The sequence below is a fragment of the Psychrobacter sp. D2 genome, assembly GCF_013608135.1.
Taxonomy (GTDB): domain Bacteria; phylum Pseudomonadota; class Gammaproteobacteria; order Pseudomonadales; family Moraxellaceae; genus Psychrobacter; species Psychrobacter cryohalolentis.
In genome coordinates this window covers 1-20112 of sequence record NZ_JACDXZ010000012.1, presented here as the reverse complement: position 1 = coordinate 20112, position 20112 = coordinate 1, and the positions used below count along the sequence as shown (strand labels likewise).

Genomic DNA, 20112 nt, shown 5'->3' with positions numbered 1-20112 from the left:
ATTACTATAGCAGTTTGAGCTTATTATAAAAGCGAGATTTGTGCGCGCTTAAGGCACGTTTTGAATAACATTTTTTGCTGCTATCACTATTGCCAAAGGTATAAAACCTATCATTCAAAAATAAGGCTACTATCTGTAAGAGCGTTGAATTATTCTAGAAGACAGATTTCAAAAGGTTTTATTTTTTATCACACCAACAAGGAAGTGGTTATGCCAATGATTCATGTCAATGATATCGATATTTATTATGAAGACAGCGCGCCAAACGATAAGCAAAAGCCCATCATGGTATTCGCCCATGGTTTGCTATGGAATACGCGTATGTTTGACAAGCAAGTCGAGTATTTTAAAGCGGGTTATCGCTGTATTGCGTTTGATTTTCGGGGACAAGGTCAGTCTGAAATTACCAAATCTGGCTATGATATGGAAACCTTAACTGAAGATACGCTGGCGTTGTTAGATGCGCTAGATATTCAGCAGTGTCATTTCTTAGGACTATCAATGGGTGGATTTGTCGCCCAACGTATAGCGTTAAAGCGTCCTGAATTATTGCTATCGCTGACGCTGCTTGAAACCTCTGCTGATCCTGAAGATCCTAAAAACGTGCCACAGTACCGCAAGTTGATTAAAGCCATTCGTTGGTTGGGCATGAAGCGTGTCAGCCAAAAAGTAATGCCCATTATGTTTGGCAGCAGTTTTTTAGCTGATAAATCGCGTAAAGCTGACCGTAGAGAGTGGTTGTCTATGTTGCAAAGCAATCGTAAGGGCGGGGTCATCAAGGCAACTACTGGCGTGATTGAGCGCTCTGCAACGTATGATCAGCTCAGTGATATCAAGACGCCGACGCTTATCATTGTTGGCGATGAAGATGTGGCAACACCGTATGCAAAAGCTGAGCGCATGCACTTTGCGATAGCAGGCTCTAAGCTGGTGGTTATTAAAGGTGCGGGGCATACGGCAACGGTTGAAGAGCCGGAGCAAGTTAATAAAGCCATTAATAAGTTTCTGGTAAACTTTATATAGTGTTCATTGCGGATCTATATACCTGATATAACAGCGTTTATTATCGCAAAAATGTAGCAAAAAAGCCGTTATCATGGATTTGATAACGGCTTTTTTAACGCTTTAAAAGGAGTGTTTAAAACTTATAAGCGCGCTGTATAGTCGTTATTGCCATCATTAATGGTGCCAAAAACGTTAGCTCTATTAACGATTTCGGTTGCCCAAGCACGATGGGTAGCAGGCTCTAGCATAGTATTGTTATATTTAAAGACCGCTTTTGCCTCGCTATGTAATATCGCCTGTGCCTCATCTAAAGTGCTAAGCGGTACGCAGTATGCTTGCTGTACCAAGGCAATCTGACTTGGATGAATAACGGTTTTTCCGACCAACCCCAAGCTGACATCACGCGTCAACTCTTGCATAAATAACGTAGGCTCATCCAAATACTCAAACACCGGTGCCGACAGATAAAAGCCATGTGGTACAAAACAGCCAAGCAGCTGGTAGGCTAGTGTACCAACAGGTGTATCATAGACAAGGCTATTCTTAGGACGGCGCAAACGCAGTGCTGCAAATAAATCATTACCACCAATACGCAAAGCAAATACCGGCTGGCTAAAAGCTTCTTTAAAACCAATCGCCAGCTCTTGATTATGATGTGGATTAAACAATGCTGCCGTCTCAAGCGTCGGCATTAATAGCATGTCAGTACTAAGATTCTGGCATGCCATGCGCCAATTAGATAGGCTGTACATATCGACTTTTGGCATCACAAAACCATCAATCAAATCAATATGGGTAAAGCCCGATAACTGCTCTAGCATGGCAGGATGGCGCGGACGTACAAATACCAACGGACGCGTTGGCTGCTCAGTCTGTATCTTGGTTTGTTGTGTTTCAGCTTGCTGTGTCGGCTCATTGATACTATCAACGTGTGTCGCCCACGTATACAGCAGCGTCTGCAAGCGCTCAAGTGCCAACTCAACATCATTGTGGCTGACCGCATCTTCTAGACAGATGATAATACTATTAATCGTCGGTAATTTATCACGCTTCATCACTTGCCAGATATCTTGGCGCGTCGCTGGCATATATAAGCTCGCTCCCAACTGATACGGATGATGCATGTTAGGCTTGAGCATAGCATGACGCTCAGTAATCAGATGCGCGTAAGACTGGGTGTTTTGATAAAGGTGGGACTCGTTTTTTGGCATATCTGACATAATGGGCATCGTAAATAGTGGTAAATGAATGGGTCTAAAAGTATGGTTTCAAGATTAGGTAGAAAGATAAGGAGTTATTAATCGTCTGTAGCGCGCTGCTTAATAAGGGTAATCGCTTGATAAGGCAGTATTTTATCACCTAGTACGCTAATAGCGATATGTCGCTGTGTACATAAATGCCTTAATAATATAGTGTCGGGGTGCTCAGCGCTCGCTAACAAAATACGTTCAGGGTCGCGGCGTAGTATCGCGCGTGTCGCCTCAGCAATGGTCGGTTTAATACGATTACGATTGCTGATATTGTATTCTGCTGCCAGCTTATCGACTAAGTCGGCTGTTTGATAGCGAGGTTGCTTATGTGTTGGCAAGCATTTCAAAGGCGTGTTTAATATACGCCTTGTCGCATCGATACAATCAATAAAGGCCAGACTATGATCTGCACTGATCAAATTATCATAAAAGACACTGCGATGCAGCCCCAATTCCGGCTCAGTATATAAACTGCGTGATATAAGCCCTGATACAGTACTATTTAATAAACCTGACGGAATCAACCAGTCATCGATACTAGCAGCCAGCCAAGCAACACCAGCCGGATCAGCAAGGGTCAGTAGCGGTATAACATCCTGACCTTGATGGAAAATATTGGCAAAGTTAGGGTGGTTAGGATCAGCAAAGGCTTTTAGACTATGCGCCAGTTCTTGATAAATCGCCCCTTTACCTGTCCAACCATCGACAAATACAATCGGGCTATGAGGATGATTATTTAATATCATTTTTAATGCAACTGGATCAAGACCACGATCTCGGATAATACTGACGCCATAATGCACACTTGGTAGAGAGTAGCTGCTATCGGCAGTTGCTAATGCGCGTTGTAACAGCACGCCTATTGGTAAACCGGCACGCACAAGACTGACTAATATTAACGGGCGCTCATTATTGACGTTTGGCTGAAAAACTTGCTGTAGCGTATAGGCCAAGTTGGTAATATCAGTCGCTGCTCTTACTTTTCCCTGCTCTAACGCCTCGATATATAGCTGCTCATGCATGGCACTTGGCGCGTCTTCCAAGGTCAGCATATCAGAGTAATGACGCTGCCCACTTTGAATCAGTGCTTCTTTTTGACTGACAGGCACATCAGCAACGGCATTTTTATCAACGATATTGAGCAGCACAGTGACATCGCTAGCAAGATAGCTGCCTGAGCCATATTGTGATAAATAGGCTGTTTTAATATTAGAATGGATTGAAGTCATAGTAGAAATAGTTGTACTCGTTTGATGACGGTTTAATAGTAGATTAATAGCAGAATATCATTTAATAAAAGGTAGCGCTCATCATTTAGCTGCAAATTTCTCATGTAGCTGTCCATGATTGGGCATGCCGTACCAGTCAAGTAATTGCAGAAATGGCAAATCTGCCAGACTGTCACCAAAACCGAAGCTTGGGCGCTGATGATCCAAATGCTGTTCCAATAAAAATTGTACCGCATGACGTTTATGAATAACATGCGGCAATATTGCTAAATTATTAGCATTCACATGCACATAAAAAATCTCATCAAAATCTGGTATGAGCGTTGGTAATTGTGTGGCTAAATCTGCCAATGCTTGATGGTCTTTTTGCGTGTGTTTGATCGCTATATAAATGGTCATCTCGCTATCGATAAAAGTATCGGTATGCGGGGTTAACTTTAAATCGTTATGAGTACTATCGCTTTCTGGTCTATAACTATTGACCAACTCAGTCAGCTGACTGAGCTTATCTTGTACTGGAGCAAGCGCATTATACATATGCTGCTGCCACGTGCTTAGTAGCTCACCATCAGACGCTAAAATGACCGCGCCATGGGTCAATACTTGCCAGCTGTTAAAGGGCAGATTGACGCGTTTAATTTCTTGACGATCACGTGCTGTGACAGCTATCAATTCAGTACTGGCAAATAGCCAATTAAAAAAGACCGCTTGGCGCTGACTCATAAAGCTTAACGGCTCACCTTGTTTATTGATGGTAGCGCAAACCAAATTTTCCGGCTCAGTCGTTGGTAATTTCCATGCATCAATTTTACGCTGAGTTTGAAAGAGCGTATCGTCCAAATCCATCAGCGCATATGGCTTTACAATGTTTGGACTAGACTGGAAAAATGGGAAGGTCATTATGTTTTCCAAAGATAAAAATGATGATAAGACTGTTTATAGATGGCTTGGATACGAATATGTAAGGGAGGTGCAGCGCTGTTTTTTAAAACTGAGCATTACCTATTTATCAGACTTTAGCCAAATGCAGACAGTATAACGATAATCATAAAAAAGGTCAGAATAAATCGATAATAAAAGTGCAGAATTATCGCAAGAGGATTGGCTTTAACCAATGTAGGATTGGATAGATAAGCTTAAATGACAGAGTTTAAAAATGGCTTGTGGCTGATTATAACCATCGATTTAATAAACTCAGAAAATTCAGTGTGAAATTTTCCGAGTTTATTAAAGTGAGGTTTCTTGAATAATAGGACGGTATTAAACTGATAGAGTCGATTCCAAATAAAATAGATACGCTATATTGCAACGCGGAACTGGTATGAATTTTTCTGGCGTGCTGTGCCTACGCCGACAGAGGCTGCGTAAAATTTATTCCAGTCCCGCTGTATCGTTTTAATACTGAGTTCACTATAGAGACAATAGTTATGAAGTCAGCACCCAATTATCCGTATATTTCTTCTAACCTTAGGCAAGAGACTAATCGTCCTTCCCATTCACGTAGCTCAGGCTCAATTTCGCTACATATTGGTTTGGCATAGGGGCAGCGTTTATGAAGTGCGCAGCCACTTGGCGGATTAAGCGGACTAGGTAATTCGCCTTGTAGAGTCAGCTCTTTTTTATGACCCGTCACTGAGGGCGCTGCTGAGAGTAAAGCGATGGTATAAGGGTGTTTAGGATCATTATAAATAGCATCTTTAGCACCGTGCTCAACGGCTTTGCCTAAATACATGACCATCACGTCATCTGCTACGTGGCGTACGACAGAAAGGTTATGCGAGATAAAGACATAGGCGGTATGATATTCATCTTGCAAATCCATAAATAGATTCAGTACTTGCGCCTGAATAGAGACGTCGAGTGCTGACGTCGGCTCATCAGCGACGACAATTTTAGGATTGAGCATCATGGCACGAGCAAGAGCAATACGTTGGCGCTGACCGCCAGAAAACATATGCGGATAGCGACCGGTATGCTCAGGACGCAAACCAACGTGCTTCATCATTGCATGGACTTTGGTGCGTTTTTCTTCTTTGCTCAGCGTGGTATGAATGTCTAACGGTTCTGTGAGCTGAAAACCAATAGTATGACGTGGATTAAGACTGCCATAAGGGTTTTGGAATACCATCTGAATCTCAGTACGCAAGTTTTTAAGCGCACTTCTACTATAACTCGTAGTTGCCTCATCGTTAATAAATAACTCGCCACTGGTAGGTTCCTCTATCAAGGTAAGTTGGCGCGCCAAAGTAGATTTGCCGCATCCTGACTCTCCGACGACCGCTAGGGTTTTACCTGCTTCTAGCTCAAATGAGATGCCATTTAATGCCTTAACGAAAGCTTTGCCTTTTCCTAAGCCTAGAGACACTTGATAGTGTTTATGTAAGTTATCTGCCTTTAAGACGATTTTATTACTCATATTTCAGACTCCATCGTAGCGGTTTGAGTAGTCCGAGTAGGATCTTCAGGAAGGGTAGCGTGAATACAGCGGACTTCGCCATTTGGGGTTGCTAAAATAGGTGGCGGCACCTCACAAGCAGGCTCTTTGTAGGGACAACGTGGTGAAAGCAAGCAGCCTGTCGGTCTATCATATTGACTAGGCACCACACCTGGCAAGCTATTCAATCTATCTTGTCCGACCGCAAGCTCAGGAATAGCCTGCAGTAGGGCTTCGGTATAAGGGTGCGCAGGTTTTTGGAATATCTCTGGCACTGTACTGGTCTCGACCACTTGACCGGCATACATGACAGCGACATCACGAGCGTTTTGTGCGACTAAGCCCAAGTCATGAGTGATGAGCACCATTGCCATTTGCTTTTCACGTTGTAAGCGACTGAGTAAATCCATGATTTGAGCCTGAACGGTAACGTCGAGAGCGGTCGTCGGTTCATCAGCGATAAGCAGTTTTGGCTCGCAAGCCAGTGCCATCGCAATCATGACCCGTTGACTCATACCACCTGAAAGTTGGTGCGGATAGACACGTAGGCGATTCTTAGCATCTGGCATCTCAACCAGCTCTAATAATTCTAAAAGACGCTGCCGGACGGCTGCGCCGCGCAAGCCGAGATGGGTAGTTAATACTTCTCCCATTTGCATCTCGACCGTAAAGCTTGGATTCAGGCATGACATGGCGTTTTGAAATATCATCGAGATATCTTTGCCGATAATCTTGCGCTTTTGTTTTGCTGGCATGGTGAGGAGATTCTTGTCATCAAAGTTAAGACGATCAGCAACGACAGTGGCAGAAGAGGGTAATAAACCCATCAGTGCCATCATAGTGACCGATTTACCAGAGCCTGATTCACCGACAACTGCGACGACCTCTCCTTGTTTGATTTTTAGAGAGACATCATCGACCGCGCGAAATGCTCTTGCTCCTTCTCCAAAAGTCACTGATAGATGCTCAATATCTAGGAGTAATGGGTTGTCTGTGGCAATGTTATTTGCTATTGGGCTATTTACTTGAGAATCGTTCATTAAGATACCTGCTTCAATTTTGGATCTAAGGCATCACGCAGACCGTCACCCGTTAGATTGATGGACAATGCGGCTAAGAAAATAGCTACACCGGGCCAAATCGCTAACCACACATTGCTCTGGATATATTGGCGAGCAGTACCTAGCATCGCACCCCACTCAGCATCAGGGGGTTGAACACCGAAACCTAAGAAACCAATCGCGCCGGCTTCCAAAATAGCAGTAGAGAAAATCATGGTCGCTTGGACGATTAATGGCGCCATACAGTTGGGTAATATCGTGATAAATAATAATCTTAAGACGCCTGCACCCATGACCTGTGAAGCAATAAAATACTCACGTTGCAGCTCAACCATTGCTGTTGCGCGGGTCAACCTAATAAAAGGCGGCGTACATACCAAAGCAATGGTAATTATGGTGTTGGTCATCGAAGGCCCTAAGATAGCGGCAATGATGATAGCAAGCAGTAAACTTGGGTAAGACATCAAGATATCATTCACTAGCATGACCGCTTTGCCCCAAACCTTGGGCCAAAAGGCAGCACTTAGCCCTAAAGATACGCCTACAATCATCGCTATCGAAGTAGCACTGATGCCAATAAATAATGAATAACGTGCGCCGTGCATGACGCGCGAGAGCGTATCACGACCGGCATCATCGGTGCCCAAAAAGAACATCGAATCACCGCCACTAAAGAAGGAGGGCGGCAACTGCTCTTTACCGGTGAATAATTCATAAGGGTCATAAGGGGCAATGGTAGGGGCCAAGATTGCGACGATGACCATCAGCATCAAGACTATAAAACCCAGTACCGCGCCTTTATTTCGGCAAAAGGTGTATAAAAACAGCTGCCAAGAAGTCGGCGGCTTAGGCGCAACCGGAGCAATGTCAGAAGGAACTACAGAAGGCTTCATTGGATATTCCTTTAGTGAATCAGACCTTGTTTTACTCCACTGGCTTGCTTACTTTATTAGGATAAGTCGCTTATGGTTTCAGCTAACTTAGCATGCGCTTATCTTCTGTAAGCTGAGTAATGCAAACTTAGGGATACAAGATCTTTATGAGCACTATGGGTAATTATTAAAAACTATAAATAGCAATTGTCGATGCAATAACAATGCATCAAATGGGCTTCACCCTAACAATAGACTATGAAGAATGGCGAATTCTAGGATTAATAAATCCATATAAAATATCGATCATTAAGCTCACCAGAATCAGAGCAGTAGCGACCAATAAAATACCATTTTGTACAATAGGATAATCACGCGTAAAGAAGCCATCTAATAACCAGTTGCCGACACCCGGCCAACTAAAGATAGTCTCAGTGATAATAGCGCCAGCTAGTAACGTTGCCATCTGCAATCCCACTACAGTAACCACGGTAATGAGCGCATTACGCATCACGTGAATTAAAATCACACGTTTTGGTGACAGACCTTTGGCTCTTGCAGTACGCACATAATCTTCATCCAATACTTCAAGCATCGCTGAGCGTGTCATACGGGCAATCATCGCTAGCGGAATGGTAGATAGGGCAACCGAGGGCAAGATGAAATGTTTGACAACGTTCCAAAAGGCACCGGGCTCACCAGAGCTTAAAGAACCTAGTAGCCAAGACCCGTATAAAGGTTTGACGTCTAGGAACTGCGCGACAGAGATAACGCCAGAGACGGGTAGTAGACCTAAGTAATGGGCGAAGATACCTGTTAGGATAGGACCAAGTAAGTAGATCGGCATAGAGTAGCCAGCAAGTGCGCCAGACATTAAGGTATAGTCTAGCCAAGTACCACGGCGTAAGGCAGCCAAAATACCCAGACTAATACCAACGATACTCGCTATCGTAATCGCGCAAAGCGCCAGCTCTAATGTCGGCACAAAATGGGCAAAAAAGTCCTGCAATATAGGCGTACGGGTACGAAAGGATTCACCGAAGTTACCTTGCAGTATCCCAGTGAGATAATCCCAATATTGTACGGGTAAGGGTTTGTCCAAACCAAGGCGGGCTAAAGCCTGCGCATGTAGCTCAGGATCAACCATGCGCTCTCCCATCATAATCTCAACTGCATCGCCAGGTACGAGGCGAATAAGAATAAAAGTCGATAGGGTTAAGCAGATATAGACGGGAACTAAGATTAAAATCCGGCGTAGAATATAAAGTAGCATAGCTCGGCTCGTTTTTATAGAAGTGGCTTTTACTAGCTATAGCTCAGGCTCAGACAAATACGGCTGGAACAGAACCTCTGAACCAGCCGCAAACATATATAGAGCAATGACTATAGAATAAAAGGCGTCACTAGGGTTTGTTAGGTACTGGTATTGAATCTAATACCAGTACCTCATGAGATATTGGTATTAGCTAAGGCTATTTAATACAGCTATTCAATATCAACGCCATCAAAGCGAATGGAGCCGAGTGGGCTAATTTTGTAGTCTTTTACATTAGGGGTCGTTAATACCGTCACGACTGAGTTAGCAACTGTCGTCCAAGGTAGTTGGTCTTTAAAGATAACCTGAGCTTGCTTGTAATTGGTAATACGCTCATCTTGATTGGTATTTGCACGTGCATCCATGACCAGCTTATCAAAGTCTTTATTACACCAGCGCGAGTAGTTGTTACCATTAACCGCATCACAAGATAATAGAACGCCTAACCAGTTATCAGGATCGCCATTATCGCCTGTCCAACCGGCTAGGATCGCTTCAGGCTCGCCTTTACCTGCACGCTTTAGGTACTCGCCCCACTCATAAGTCACAAGCTTGGCTTTAACGCCAACTTTAGCCCAATCTGATTGAATCATTTCAGCCATTAGCTTAGCATTAGGGTTATAAGGGCGCTGAACGGGCATGTACCATAAGTCGATTTCTAAATCTTTAGCACCTGCTTCAGCCAGTAGGGCTTTGGCTTTTTCGATATCGTAAGGCGCATCTTTGATCTCATCGTTATAGCCCCACTGCGTTGGTGGCATTGGGTTGCTTGCTTTGATACCAGAACCTTGATATACCGCATTGATGATGGCGTCTTTATTGATTGCCATATCAAGAGCGCGGCGAACATTGACATCTTTTAGGTCTGGTTTTTCAGTGTTGTAGCCTAAGTAACCAACGTTAAATCCAGCATCATCTAGTACGTTTGCTTTGCCAGATTTTTTGGCAGAATCAACTTCAGATGGGTTGGCATAAGCGGAGACATTACATTCGCCTGCTTGTACCTTCTGTGCGCGAACAGCCGAGTCTTTAGTGATGACAAAGACGAGGTTATCGATATGAATGTTGTCTTTGTTCCAATAGTCAGGATTTTTGGTATAACGAATCTGGGCATCTTTTTGATACGAAGTAAAGACGAAAGGTCCGGTACCGACTGGTTTGGTATTTAGATCAGCGGCATTGCCAGCGTCTTGTAACTGCTTAGCATACTCTGCAGAATGCACATAGGCGAACGGCATTGCTAGGTTTTGTAGGAATGGCGCGTTGGTCTCAGTCAGAGTGATTTTGACCGTATAATCATCGACTTTTTCTACTTTGTCGATAATATCAGGCAAACCCATACCTACTGAATACGGGAATTCAGCTGGATAGTCTTTATTAAAAGCAAAGCCTGTATCGGTAAGACGTTCGATAGTAAAGATAATGTCATCAGCGTTGAAGTCACGAGTTGGGGTGAAATAATCGGTCTTGCCGAATTTGACGCCTTTACGTAGATTGAGCGTATAAGTCTTACCGTCTTCGCTGATTTCCCAACTTTCGGCTAAGCCTGGCTCGATTTCGGTTTCACCACGTTTAAACTGTACGATACCATTAAAAATAGGATAAGCACTGGCATCAAAGTCAGTACCTGCCGTATATTGCGCAGGGTCAAAGCCGGCAGGGCTACCTTCTGAACAGTAAATTAAGGTCTTAGCGGCTTTGGCATCGCTACCGGCATCTGCCGTTTTATCCGCAGTTTTATTGTCGCCACTACAGGCGCTGACGCCTAGCGTTAAGGCTGCTAATAAGGTGAGCTTGAAAAATGGAGTTTGCACTGTGATTACATCCTGTATAAATCGTTAGATAATTATCGATTGATAGCACGACAATGACGTTAGACGCCGTTGATGTCGAACTCTAATCGATAAACCTTTAATTCCTTTTAAAGTATTTATCAATTCAAATTATTTCAGGTCATGACAAATTATCAGAATTTGAAACACCTCAGAATGGTGTTTCTCAAGTGTTTGGTCTTCTAATAGTTGATATGTTGACACTGAATAAGCAAATGAATAGACCGAATATATAGGTAAATATGAGGTTGTGCAAGGTATCTACAGCGCAAATATGAATTTTTTTATGCTATGGACATCTTTTTTGTTATTAATGAGGTATTTAACCTCCGTAAAATCACAGGCATGTATGAGTAAACTTTGTTTTAGAAAGATATAATAAATATTCTAAAGATGTTCATATTACGGCTATGACAATCCATTATCAGTAGCTCATAATATGCATGTTAAATGCGCGTCTATTTAGGACTCACCACCAACACATTATCCAAACCTTTCCACATGGTATCCACACTATCAGCCGACGTTTCCACACACAATACAATCAAATCCCACTCATTTGGCTCAACGTTATAGGCAAAATTGGTCATACCAAGGCCATAATTATCACGAAAGCTTAACATCGTGCCAATACCGCTACCAACTGCAATCGGTGAGCGGGTTAATGCACTAAAATTCACCGTATTCTTGCTGTTATCTAAATTCGTCTGTGTCTCAAGCCATTCCGCCAGCAAAAATGGCAACCAGACAAATTCATTACTGCCCAATACCAATATTTTTTGTGGCAATTGAGCGTTATTAAATGCGTTTTGGCCATCAAAACTTGCAAATGCAGTTTGGAAACTTGCTAGATAATCAGCCAAGCCATTCGTGCTATCTAGCGTTGGAAAGCGTCCCCAATTACCGGTATTGCCCAAAGGTTGACTACCAGCTTCGGTCGTATCAACCGATGGCATAATGATAGGCTCAGGGTTGGGCGCATCAGTCCATTTCCAAGCGCCAGATAGTAAATGATGGCGGTGAAAATCAATGTTTGGCAGACGAATGGCAATCGTATCATCGGCGTTAGCATCAGACTCATTTTGATTTAGTGACCAATCAACCAAGGTTGTGAGATGCACTTGCTCTAGTTGGGTCAACCCAGCTTCACGTAATGCTGTGACGACATTAACGCAAGTATTACCCGTTGATGCTTCATCATCGACCATAATCAGCGTTTTACTGGCAAGTAGTTGCGCTTGCGTCATTTTATCGGCACTTTGATAAATCAGATGCTGACTGGCATGACTGTGGTCTTCGCTAAAAGTGGTCAATAAAGAATCGCTACTGTTGTCATCATGCTGGGCATGACGAGTAGAATTCAGCAGTAACGCTTGTGGATAGCGCGTTTGTAGCGCTTGGTGCACACCGGCAGATAAGCCAACCGCCGTCTCTGCCATACCGATGACCAAAATTGGCTCAGGCAAATCATCAGGTACTAAGTTTGCCAAATCAGTAAAGGCATTACGCATGATGCTTGGTGCCACCGGAATATGACGACCTAACACTTTTGAGACAAACAAAAACGCCCGTTTTGGGTTGATACGTTGAGCAAAATCAAGCAAATCTTCTAGCTGATAATGGCTGCTTTTTTTAAGGTCGTTGTTACCACTAGCAGCGTTGGTCTGATAGGTCAGATCAAGCGTACCGCGAGGTAAGGTGATGGTCGTGTAGTGTTGCTTATTTGGCATTCATATTCCTTCCGGATTTTTATAGATTTAAAATTATTTCCTAACTCTTATAATTCATTAGAATAAACTTCATACGGCAGTTGTAAGTGTTATGCTGCTGTTGTATTTTTGAGTCAGGTAGTTGATATGAGTGATTAATATATAATAATGCTAAAGACTGAAATAATCTTATATTAACTACTGTATTGCATAGGTATAGAAAACAAGCTTAGAATAATATTTAAGCCAAAATTAAACGCTGGTGCAAGTACAAGACTTAGATAGGTATGACCAAAATAGTAAGTAAGAGCCAACAAAATAGGTATTGCAATAATATCTATCGCAATCTCATATTTAGGAAAAACACTTTGCTGAATGTTCTCTGACATGATTACTATCGCGGCAAACACTAGCAATAAAGGCAAGATTATTATTGCTATACCTATAAACAATGCTAAACCACCAAACATCATGAAAAAACCAAATATGATTGATAGTCCATTCATAATGGATGAACTTGTTTCAATACTATGGGAAAGATTTCTCGCGATGTCAAAATAAGCATTAGGGAAAGCTTTTAACTCATATACTAAAAAATCATAAATAGAATTAATAATCATATTTAAAAATCTTATAAAATATTTCGATAGATGAAAAGCTTAAACTTCCGAAGCATCGTCTTCAATCTTTACACTCACCATAATAGAACGTACTTGGCACGGTGTAATTTGCTGTGCGATATCTGCCAGTTTTGGCTTCTTACTTAAACCGAGCCAATAAGCAAAACCAACTTGAGTTAGATCTACGCCGCTATGAGTGGTGTAATCAATACCACCAGAGGGGCGACTATTAATCTCAAGCACACGATGCTGACCATTATCATCCGCTTTAGTCTGGACACTAACGATACCATCACAGCCGAACGTTTTTATCAGTGGAATGACCACATCCATGACCGATTGCTCATAACCAATATGCTGAATTTTCCCCGTTTTATAACGAGTAATAGCAGCCAACACTTCGCCGTATTCACAGACGACATCGATAGAGTATTCTTGTCCTGATAAATAAGGCATCAGCAACATGGGAATCGGGCGCTCATGCACCATGAGACTGTTGGTATAAGCATTGATAAATTGCGCGGTATTGATTTTCTTCTCTTCGGTAAAGTATAGATGCTCAAAACTGTCGTATTGCTCACCTTCTTCTTTACCCGTCTCTTTAACTTTGCCTAAGCGCCAGAATCCTTGAGCAAAAATACCCGTTACTGGTTTGACGCATAAAGGCTGATGACCATGTTTAGCAAGTAACGCCTCAAGCTCTGCGACAGTATCAAAGCGCCATGCATCTGCGACAGGGATATCATGCTCATGGCACTGCTGCATAAAGGAAAACTTATCATCGATGGATTCCAATGCTGTAACGCTGGTCGCACCTGTCAATAAACGGATACCTGCTGCTGCAAATTTTTCGCGATGAGCTTCGTAATCAATGCCATTGCGTCCAGTGAGTAACACTTTCACGTTGTTTTTCTGAGCTTGTTCTAACACAAATTGCCAACGTGGCATCAATGGCTTAGCGGCTTCAAGCATTGCTTGCTCATTGTTATCTGCGGTGCTAATAGAAGGCTCGCGGTAAATGATGTCGGCAAATTCAAAAATCTCAGGTCTATTATGACGATGTGAGGCAACGATATGAAAGGGCATGCTAGATTGAGCTTTTAGGGTTTGCAGGCTAGCTAACATATCACGCTGGCTTGACTGACCTTCAGCCAACCAAGCAGCGCTTAACTTTGTATGATGACTATTGTTAACAGGGTTATCCATAATTCTCTTTGCACTCTCTTAAATAATAGGGTTGTGGATCACTCGATATCGTCATCATAAAGTGATTAGCAATTTAATATATGATCGAACAATTTCAGACATGGCATTTATACATAACGGGCTCTATTATATACAAATGCTAGATGTTATAAATGTTTCCAATTAAATAGCATCAAGGATTTTTACTTTTTTTATGATGTTTTATAAGATGCTGGTTCTGATTAAGGTTGTAATGCCATCCATGCTACTATATGGCGATAGTTAACCTCACTCATATAAGTAAATAATAAATAACGTAAAGGATAAATGATGAGTCAACCTCAAGCTTTAATTGCAGGTGCTAACGTGCCGCTGCCAACAGATAATATTAGCATTCGTATTTTAAGCCAAAATGCCATCGACTGTGCGGCTTATCGCCTGACGACTGAAGGTAAAGTACGCGGCGATGGCGATATGATATTTTATGGGCAGACGCGTAGCGATGATGGTAGCGTGAGCTTTCGCGGTCATGACAGTGATGGATTTTTTGATATCAATCTACCTGCGCAGCCAGCAAGTATTGAAAAGATTGCATTAGCGTTTTCTAGTGCGCAGACGTTGGCTCAAGTCGGTGATGTGGATATTCAAGTACTACAAGGCAGTCAAGTGTTGATGACTTGCCAATTAAATGCTGTTGGGCGTAATGAAAAAGCTATCATCTTAGCGGAATGTTATCGTCGGCAGGGCAATTGGAAGTTTCGTTTTATCGCTCAAGGTTTTGAAGGTGGCTTAAAACCTTTATCTGAGCATTTCGGTGTAGAGATTGCCGATGAAGCACCAGCTCAAAGCCCTGTACAAAATCAGTCACAAGGGCAAGCTCAGCCTATTAATACGCAGCGACCAATCAATACGCAAAAAGCTAGTAGTGCGCCTCAGACAACTACGCCACCGCCGATTCCTGCTGGCTCTACCAATCCTTCAATCAACCTAAGTAAAATTACTTTAACCAAAAATCAATCTAGTATCAATCTCAAGAAACGTGATGATTTTGGCAAAATATCGGTCAACCTAGACTGGAACCAACGTCCAGATGTTAGCAAGCAAGCACCCAAAAAAGGGCTGCTTGGCGATTTATTTAAGCAGCATAAAGCTGGTGGAATTGATCTCGATGTTGGTGCGATGATTCATCTGAAAAATGGTGAAAAAACGCTTATTCAAGCGTTGGGAAGTCGTTTTGGTAGCCTACAGTCAGCGCCATACGTTCTATTGCGTGCCGATGACAGAACAGGACAGGTAAGCGGCGGTGAATGGCTCGATATTAATGGGCAACAGTGGTCACAGATTGAAGAAGTATTTATCTTTGCTTTCATTTACGAAGGCGCACCAAATTGGGCGCAAACTGATGGGGTAGTGACTATTCATGTACCCGACCAGCCACCGATTGAAACGCGTTTGACAGAAGGTACAGGTAACTTACCGATGTGCGCTATTGCGCGTCTGGTCAATCAGCAAGGCAGTATCAACGTTGAACGTATCAACCAATACTTTAAAGGACATCAAGAGATGGACAAAGCCTTTAATTGGGGATTTAGCTGGAAACGTGGCAGTAAGTAATAGCTCTAAGGGTATTGTTAGCACACGTAAAAAAACAGCCTATCTAATAATAGATGGGCTGTTTTTCTATGAATCATTTTTATAAATGATAAAGCGGGACATTATTTCAGAAACGACCCTTATGGATATTAAGCATGCGGGGTGATAGCAGGCATTAAGTCATGGAAAGTGCGACCAGTCGCCGTTTCACCGATGGCATGCATCTTCCACTCATTATTATGACGATAAACTTTTGCCATAATCATCGCCGTATGCGTACCTTGTGAAGACAGATTATAGCGTGCTACTTCAGTATTGTTATTGGCATTGACGATACGGCAAAACGCATTTTCTACTGTCTCAAACGTCTGACCAGTAAAGCTGTTGACGGTAAATACCAAGGATACTACGTTAGCTGGAACTTTTGATAAATCAACATTGATTACTTCATCATCACCATCGCCGTCACCGGTGCGGTTATCACCAGTATGCACGATACTGCCGTCTTTCGATTTTAATTGGCTAAACCAAATGGCATCAACTGGCTGTTTGTTGCTATCGAACATAATGCATGATGCATCTAAATCGATAGAATCGCCGCCACTACCGCCGCCGAATAATTTACCTAAGAAGCCACCTTTTTTATCTTGTGGACCTTGGGCAACGTCCCAGCCTAAACCCAATTTTACTTGAGTAAGCTCGCCGCCCGCTTCTTTGCTTAGGGAGATTTTTTGACCCTTTTGTAAACTAACTGCCATGTGATAATCCTTATAATAGTTGTATGAGAAATTGCTATAAAATATTGCCAAGTAATTTGCTAGCGACCACCTGAACTGGTGCCCAAGATGCTTTGTAGCCACCCTTGATAGCTGTCACGATTGCGTGAGCAGATAATAACTTTGCCTGAGCCTGAAAAGTTGAGTACCATTCCTTCGCCACTGGTGACTGAATTGATAATATTGCTCATGATGCCTTTTTTCTTACTGGTTGACACGGATAGCTTATAATCAAGACTTGAGTCCCAGCAGACTACATGACCATTATCGATGATGACGTCTTTATCTGGCGTCACATCAATTTCAAATAATGAACCAAAACCCGATACCACTACCTGACCTTGACCTTGCGTCTGCATGACCATAAAGCCGCCAGTATCACCAAAGACTGCGCCACCTAGATTACGTTGAATATTGGCTCTGATATCGACACCGATTTGCGCCGCGACAAAAGCGCCATCGCTCAAAGTATATTGATGTTTGCCGCAATCAATGATTTGCATATCGCCATCGAGCGTTGGTGCCAGCAAGCAATCACCTTCACCGTTTACCGCTTCGATTTGCTGTTGAAAAAGTGACTCATCGTTAGCAAAACGGCGCATCAATGACTGCATCAGTCCACCTTGCAATTTACCTTTTAGCTCAAGGTTTGATTCCATCATCACCATGGCGTTGGCTTCGCAATAGATTGAGTCGCCTTTTTTAAGATTACAATGTAAAAAAGGTTCAATAGTACCAATTAAGCTAAACGTTGCAGCCATAGGTCAAAAGTCCTTGTTCTAATATTTTTATGAGTCCATCTGTAGAGGATATAGCAAATATGTTCTGTCAATGTCGTGTGGTTATTAAATTCATAGCTACTTAAATTTAAAGCCATCAAATGTCTTAAACAACACACTTGATGGCTTATAGATCTCGTAAGTAGCTCGTAAATAAATAGTTACTTACGATAGTTGGCTTGCGACACGCTTAATTCAATTAGACTATTAAACGTTGACGCCATAAGAAGCCGCTAATGGTCCAAGACCACCGCTAAAGCCTTGACCAACCGCGCGGAATTTCCAGTCACCGCTATGACGATATAACTCACCAAAAATCATCGCTGTTTCAGTACTACCGTCTTCTGATAGGTCATAACGAGCGATTTCAGCGTCGCCATTGTCGTTCAAAACACGGATATAAGCGTCGCCCACTTGACCGAAGTTTTGGTTACGAGCTTGACCTTCATAAATGATGGCACAGATAGCAACTTTGCTCACGTCAGCTGGAATGCTTGCAAGGTTGATTTTGATTTTTTCATCATCGCCATCACCTTCACCAGTACGGTTATCGCCTGTATGTTCAACCGCGCCATTGTCTGACTTTAAGTTGTTAAAGAAGATAAAATCTTGATCGTTACGTACTTGACCCGCTTCATTTACCAAAAAGCCAATCGCATCTAAGTCAAATTCTTGACCGTCAGTGGCGCGTGGATCCCAGCCTAGACCGACCGTAATATTGGTTAAACCTGGCGCTTCTTTTGATAAGTTTACGTTGCCGCCTTTTGTTAAGCTAATAGCCATGTAAATATCCTTTGGATTAATAATTAAGTGGATTGATTGATAAAAAAATGAACTCAAATAGTGCAGTGGTTGATATATAGACGCCGTTAGAAAAAATCTATCTGGACGCCATGCCCTGCATATCATTACGATTTACTATACTAAGCGTTTGCTCACTAAGCAAGGCGTATTTTGTGCGCTGATGTTATGTTTACTAACAGATATAGCAATTGTGCAAATCTGATACTTTCTAACCGTCCCGATAACAATCGTTAAGATATTGTTATCAAAAATGAATTTTTTAGATATTGAAGTTGGTACTAAGGTTGCAATATCGAACCTAGCAATGAAACAAAACCTTATGATATGAATTACTCATAAAGTAAAAAAGGTATAAAAAACAGGTCATACCAATCGCTTGATATAACCTGTCATGACTACGATTTTTTACCAAAGCGCTTTTTCTTAATTTGAACGTAGCGTTTAAACGTAAGACAAAATCAACACTAAGTAATCGCCTTTGCTTGTTGCTTGCGATGCTTAAGTGAAGCAAGCAATGCCCAACCAATAAAGGCAATACCAATCAAACCAGTAATAATCTCTGGTACATGGAATTTCACTGATAGCAGCATAATAATTGCCAAAGCACCAATGGCATAATGCGCACCATGTTCTAGATAGATGAACTCATCAAGTGTGCCTTTGTCTACCAAGAAAATAGTCATCGAACGCACAAACATGGCACCAATGGCCAGACCAAGCATAATCACAATAACGTCATTGGTAATCGCAAATGCGCCAATCACACCATCGAAACTGAATGAAGCATCAAGAACTTCTAAGTATAAGAAACCGATAATACCGCCCTTCATAATCGCGCTGGTCGCTGCGGCGCCTGAACCCTTCTCTTCATTTTCTAAGTCTTCCTCAAGGTCACCCTCGAGCATACCAGAGATAACTTGGACACCAAGATAGACCAAGATACCCCAAACACCCGCAATCAGTACGGCAGAAGCTTGCTCCGCACTGGCCCAAGATACAGCAAACATCAAGACAATAAGCGCAACGAAGACGCTCATGGCATCCACTTTGCCAAGCTTTGCTAAGCGGCTCTCAAGCCAGTTAAACCAATGCACTTCTTTATCATCAAAGATAAAGTTTAAGAAGACAAGTAACAAGAAGATACCACCAAAGGCTGATATTTCAGCATGATGCGCCATCAGTCTTGCTGAGTATTCTTTAGGATCGTTCAATGCCAAATCTATCACTTGCATCATGCCAAGGTCTGCGGTAACCGCAACGATGACAATTGGGAATACCAAGCGCATACCAAATACAGCAATTAAAATACCAACGGTTAAAAATATCTTTTTCCAAAATTCGTCCCAGCCTTTGAGGACTGAGGCGTTGACCACCGCATTATCAAAGGATAATGAAATCTCCATAACGGCCAAAATAGCAGTAATAGAAAGGGTGGTTATCAAACCGCCCATACCGCCATGTGAATATCCCCACCATGCAGCTACCATCAATGCGATAGCTGTGAAGATGAAGTCTAAATAAAAATGTCTCATGACACATCCTGTCTGGTTGCGTAAAGCTAAGGTTGTCTATTATAGACGCAGCATAAAAAAAGTGGCTATCGCTAGCCACTTTTCCATGTGTGATTTTTAATAAAATATAAAGTATT

At 42.4% G+C, this 20112-nt stretch carries 17 protein-coding genes; 2 read left to right on the top strand and 15 right to left on the bottom strand.

Annotated elements, in window-relative coordinates:
- Positions 1 to 210: 210 nt before the first annotated feature.
- The gene (locus H0262_RS12540) at positions 211 to 1023 is read left to right on the top strand and encodes an alpha/beta fold hydrolase (RefSeq protein ID WP_181210976.1); all 813 of its coding nucleotides are present in this window, start codon (positions 211 to 213) and stop codon (positions 1021 to 1023) included.
- A 122-nt stretch (positions 1024 to 1145) separates the two neighbouring features.
- Here H0262_RS12540 and H0262_RS12535 read toward each other — a convergent pair whose 3' ends face one another.
- The 11 genes from H0262_RS12535 to H0262_RS12485 all read right to left on the bottom strand — a co-directional run bounded on the left by H0262_RS12535 (position 1146) and on the right by H0262_RS12485 (position 14533).
- On the bottom strand, positions 1146 to 2225 hold the full coding sequence (locus H0262_RS12535; protein ID WP_181210975.1) for an HpcH/HpaI aldolase/citrate lyase family protein: 1080 nt from the start codon (positions 2223 to 2225) through the stop codon (positions 1146 to 1148).
- 77 nt (positions 2226 to 2302) lie between these two features.
- A complete protein-coding gene (locus H0262_RS12530) occupies positions 2303 to 3484 on the bottom strand; it encodes a cysteine protease StiP domain-containing protein (protein ID WP_181210974.1) in 1182 nt (393 codons plus the stop codon).
- 81 nt (positions 3485 to 3565) lie between these two features.
- A complete protein-coding gene (locus H0262_RS12525; protein ID WP_181210973.1) occupies positions 3566 to 4384 on the bottom strand; it encodes an HAD hydrolase family protein in 819 nt (272 codons plus the stop codon).
- 544 nt (positions 4385 to 4928) lie between these two features.
- The gene (locus tag H0262_RS12520) at positions 4929 to 5900 is read right to left on the bottom strand and encodes a peptide ABC transporter ATP-binding protein (RefSeq protein ID WP_011513103.1); all 972 of its coding nucleotides are present in this window, start codon (positions 5898 to 5900) and stop codon (positions 4929 to 4931) included.
- The gene (locus H0262_RS12515) at positions 5897 to 6958 is read right to left on the bottom strand and encodes an ABC transporter ATP-binding protein (RefSeq protein WP_181210972.1); all 1062 of its coding nucleotides are present in this window, start codon (positions 6956 to 6958) and stop codon (positions 5897 to 5899) included. Before H0262_RS12515 ends, H0262_RS12520 begins: the two co-directional genes overlap by 4 nt.
- Complete coding sequence (locus tag H0262_RS12510; RefSeq protein ID WP_133105167.1) at positions 6958 to 7872, bottom strand: ABC transporter permease; 915 nt, start codon at positions 7870 to 7872, stop codon at positions 6958 to 6960. The genes H0262_RS12515 and H0262_RS12510 overlap by 1 nt, the downstream gene beginning before the upstream one ends.
- A gap of 235 nt (positions 7873 to 8107) precedes the next feature.
- Positions 8108 to 9124 carry an ABC transporter permease gene (locus H0262_RS12505; RefSeq protein ID WP_181210971.1) on the bottom strand — a complete coding sequence of 339 codons (1017 nt, stop codon included), beginning with the start codon at positions 9122 to 9124 and terminating at the stop codon, positions 8108 to 8110.
- A gap of 212 nt (positions 9125 to 9336) precedes the next feature.
- On the bottom strand, positions 9337 to 10980 hold the full coding sequence (locus H0262_RS12500; RefSeq protein WP_181210970.1) for an ABC transporter substrate-binding protein: 1644 nt from the start codon (positions 10978 to 10980) through the stop codon (positions 9337 to 9339).
- Positions 10981 to 11456: 476 nt separating this feature from the next.
- Positions 11457 to 12728: a phosphoribosyltransferase domain-containing protein gene (locus tag H0262_RS12495; RefSeq protein ID WP_181210969.1), complete on the bottom strand. Its 1272-nt coding sequence runs from the start codon at positions 12726 to 12728 to the stop codon at positions 11457 to 11459.
- A gap of 173 nt (positions 12729 to 12901) precedes the next feature.
- The gene (locus H0262_RS12490; RefSeq protein WP_149492791.1) at positions 12902 to 13327 is read right to left on the bottom strand and encodes a hypothetical protein; all 426 of its coding nucleotides are present in this window, start codon (positions 13325 to 13327) and stop codon (positions 12902 to 12904) included.
- Positions 13328 to 13366: 39 nt separating this feature from the next.
- Entirely contained in the window at positions 13367 to 14533 is a 1167-nt protein-coding gene (locus H0262_RS12485) for an ATP-grasp domain-containing protein (RefSeq protein WP_181210968.1), read from the bottom strand.
- Between the two features lie 309 nt (positions 14534 to 14842).
- Here H0262_RS12485 and H0262_RS12480 point away from each other — a divergent pair, with 309 nt between their 5' ends.
- Positions 14843 to 16126, top strand: coding sequence for a TerD family protein (locus H0262_RS12480; protein ID WP_181210967.1), 1284 nt, complete (start codon positions 14843 to 14845; stop codon positions 16124 to 16126).
- Positions 16127 to 16254: 128 nt separating this feature from the next.
- Here the strand turns inward: H0262_RS12480 and H0262_RS12475 are convergent, their stop codons facing one another.
- From H0262_RS12475 to H0262_RS12460, 4 genes are all read right to left on the bottom strand, one after another.
- Positions 16255 to 16863 carry a TerD family protein gene (locus H0262_RS12475; protein WP_011513115.1) on the bottom strand — a complete coding sequence of 203 codons (609 nt, stop codon included), beginning with the start codon at positions 16861 to 16863 and terminating at the stop codon, positions 16255 to 16257.
- Between the two features lie 59 nt (positions 16864 to 16922).
- A complete protein-coding gene (locus H0262_RS12470; RefSeq protein ID WP_181210966.1) occupies positions 16923 to 17642 on the bottom strand; it encodes a TIGR00266 family protein in 720 nt (239 codons plus the stop codon).
- 225 nt (positions 17643 to 17867) lie between these two features.
- Positions 17868 to 18443: a TerD family protein gene (locus tag H0262_RS12465; RefSeq protein WP_011280043.1), complete on the bottom strand. Its 576-nt coding sequence runs from the start codon at positions 18441 to 18443 to the stop codon at positions 17868 to 17870.
- Positions 18444 to 18928: 485 nt separating this feature from the next.
- Entirely contained in the window at positions 18929 to 19996 is a 1068-nt protein-coding gene (locus tag H0262_RS12460; protein ID WP_011513117.1) for a DUF475 domain-containing protein, read from the bottom strand.
- Positions 19997 to 20112 lie beyond the last annotated feature (116 nt).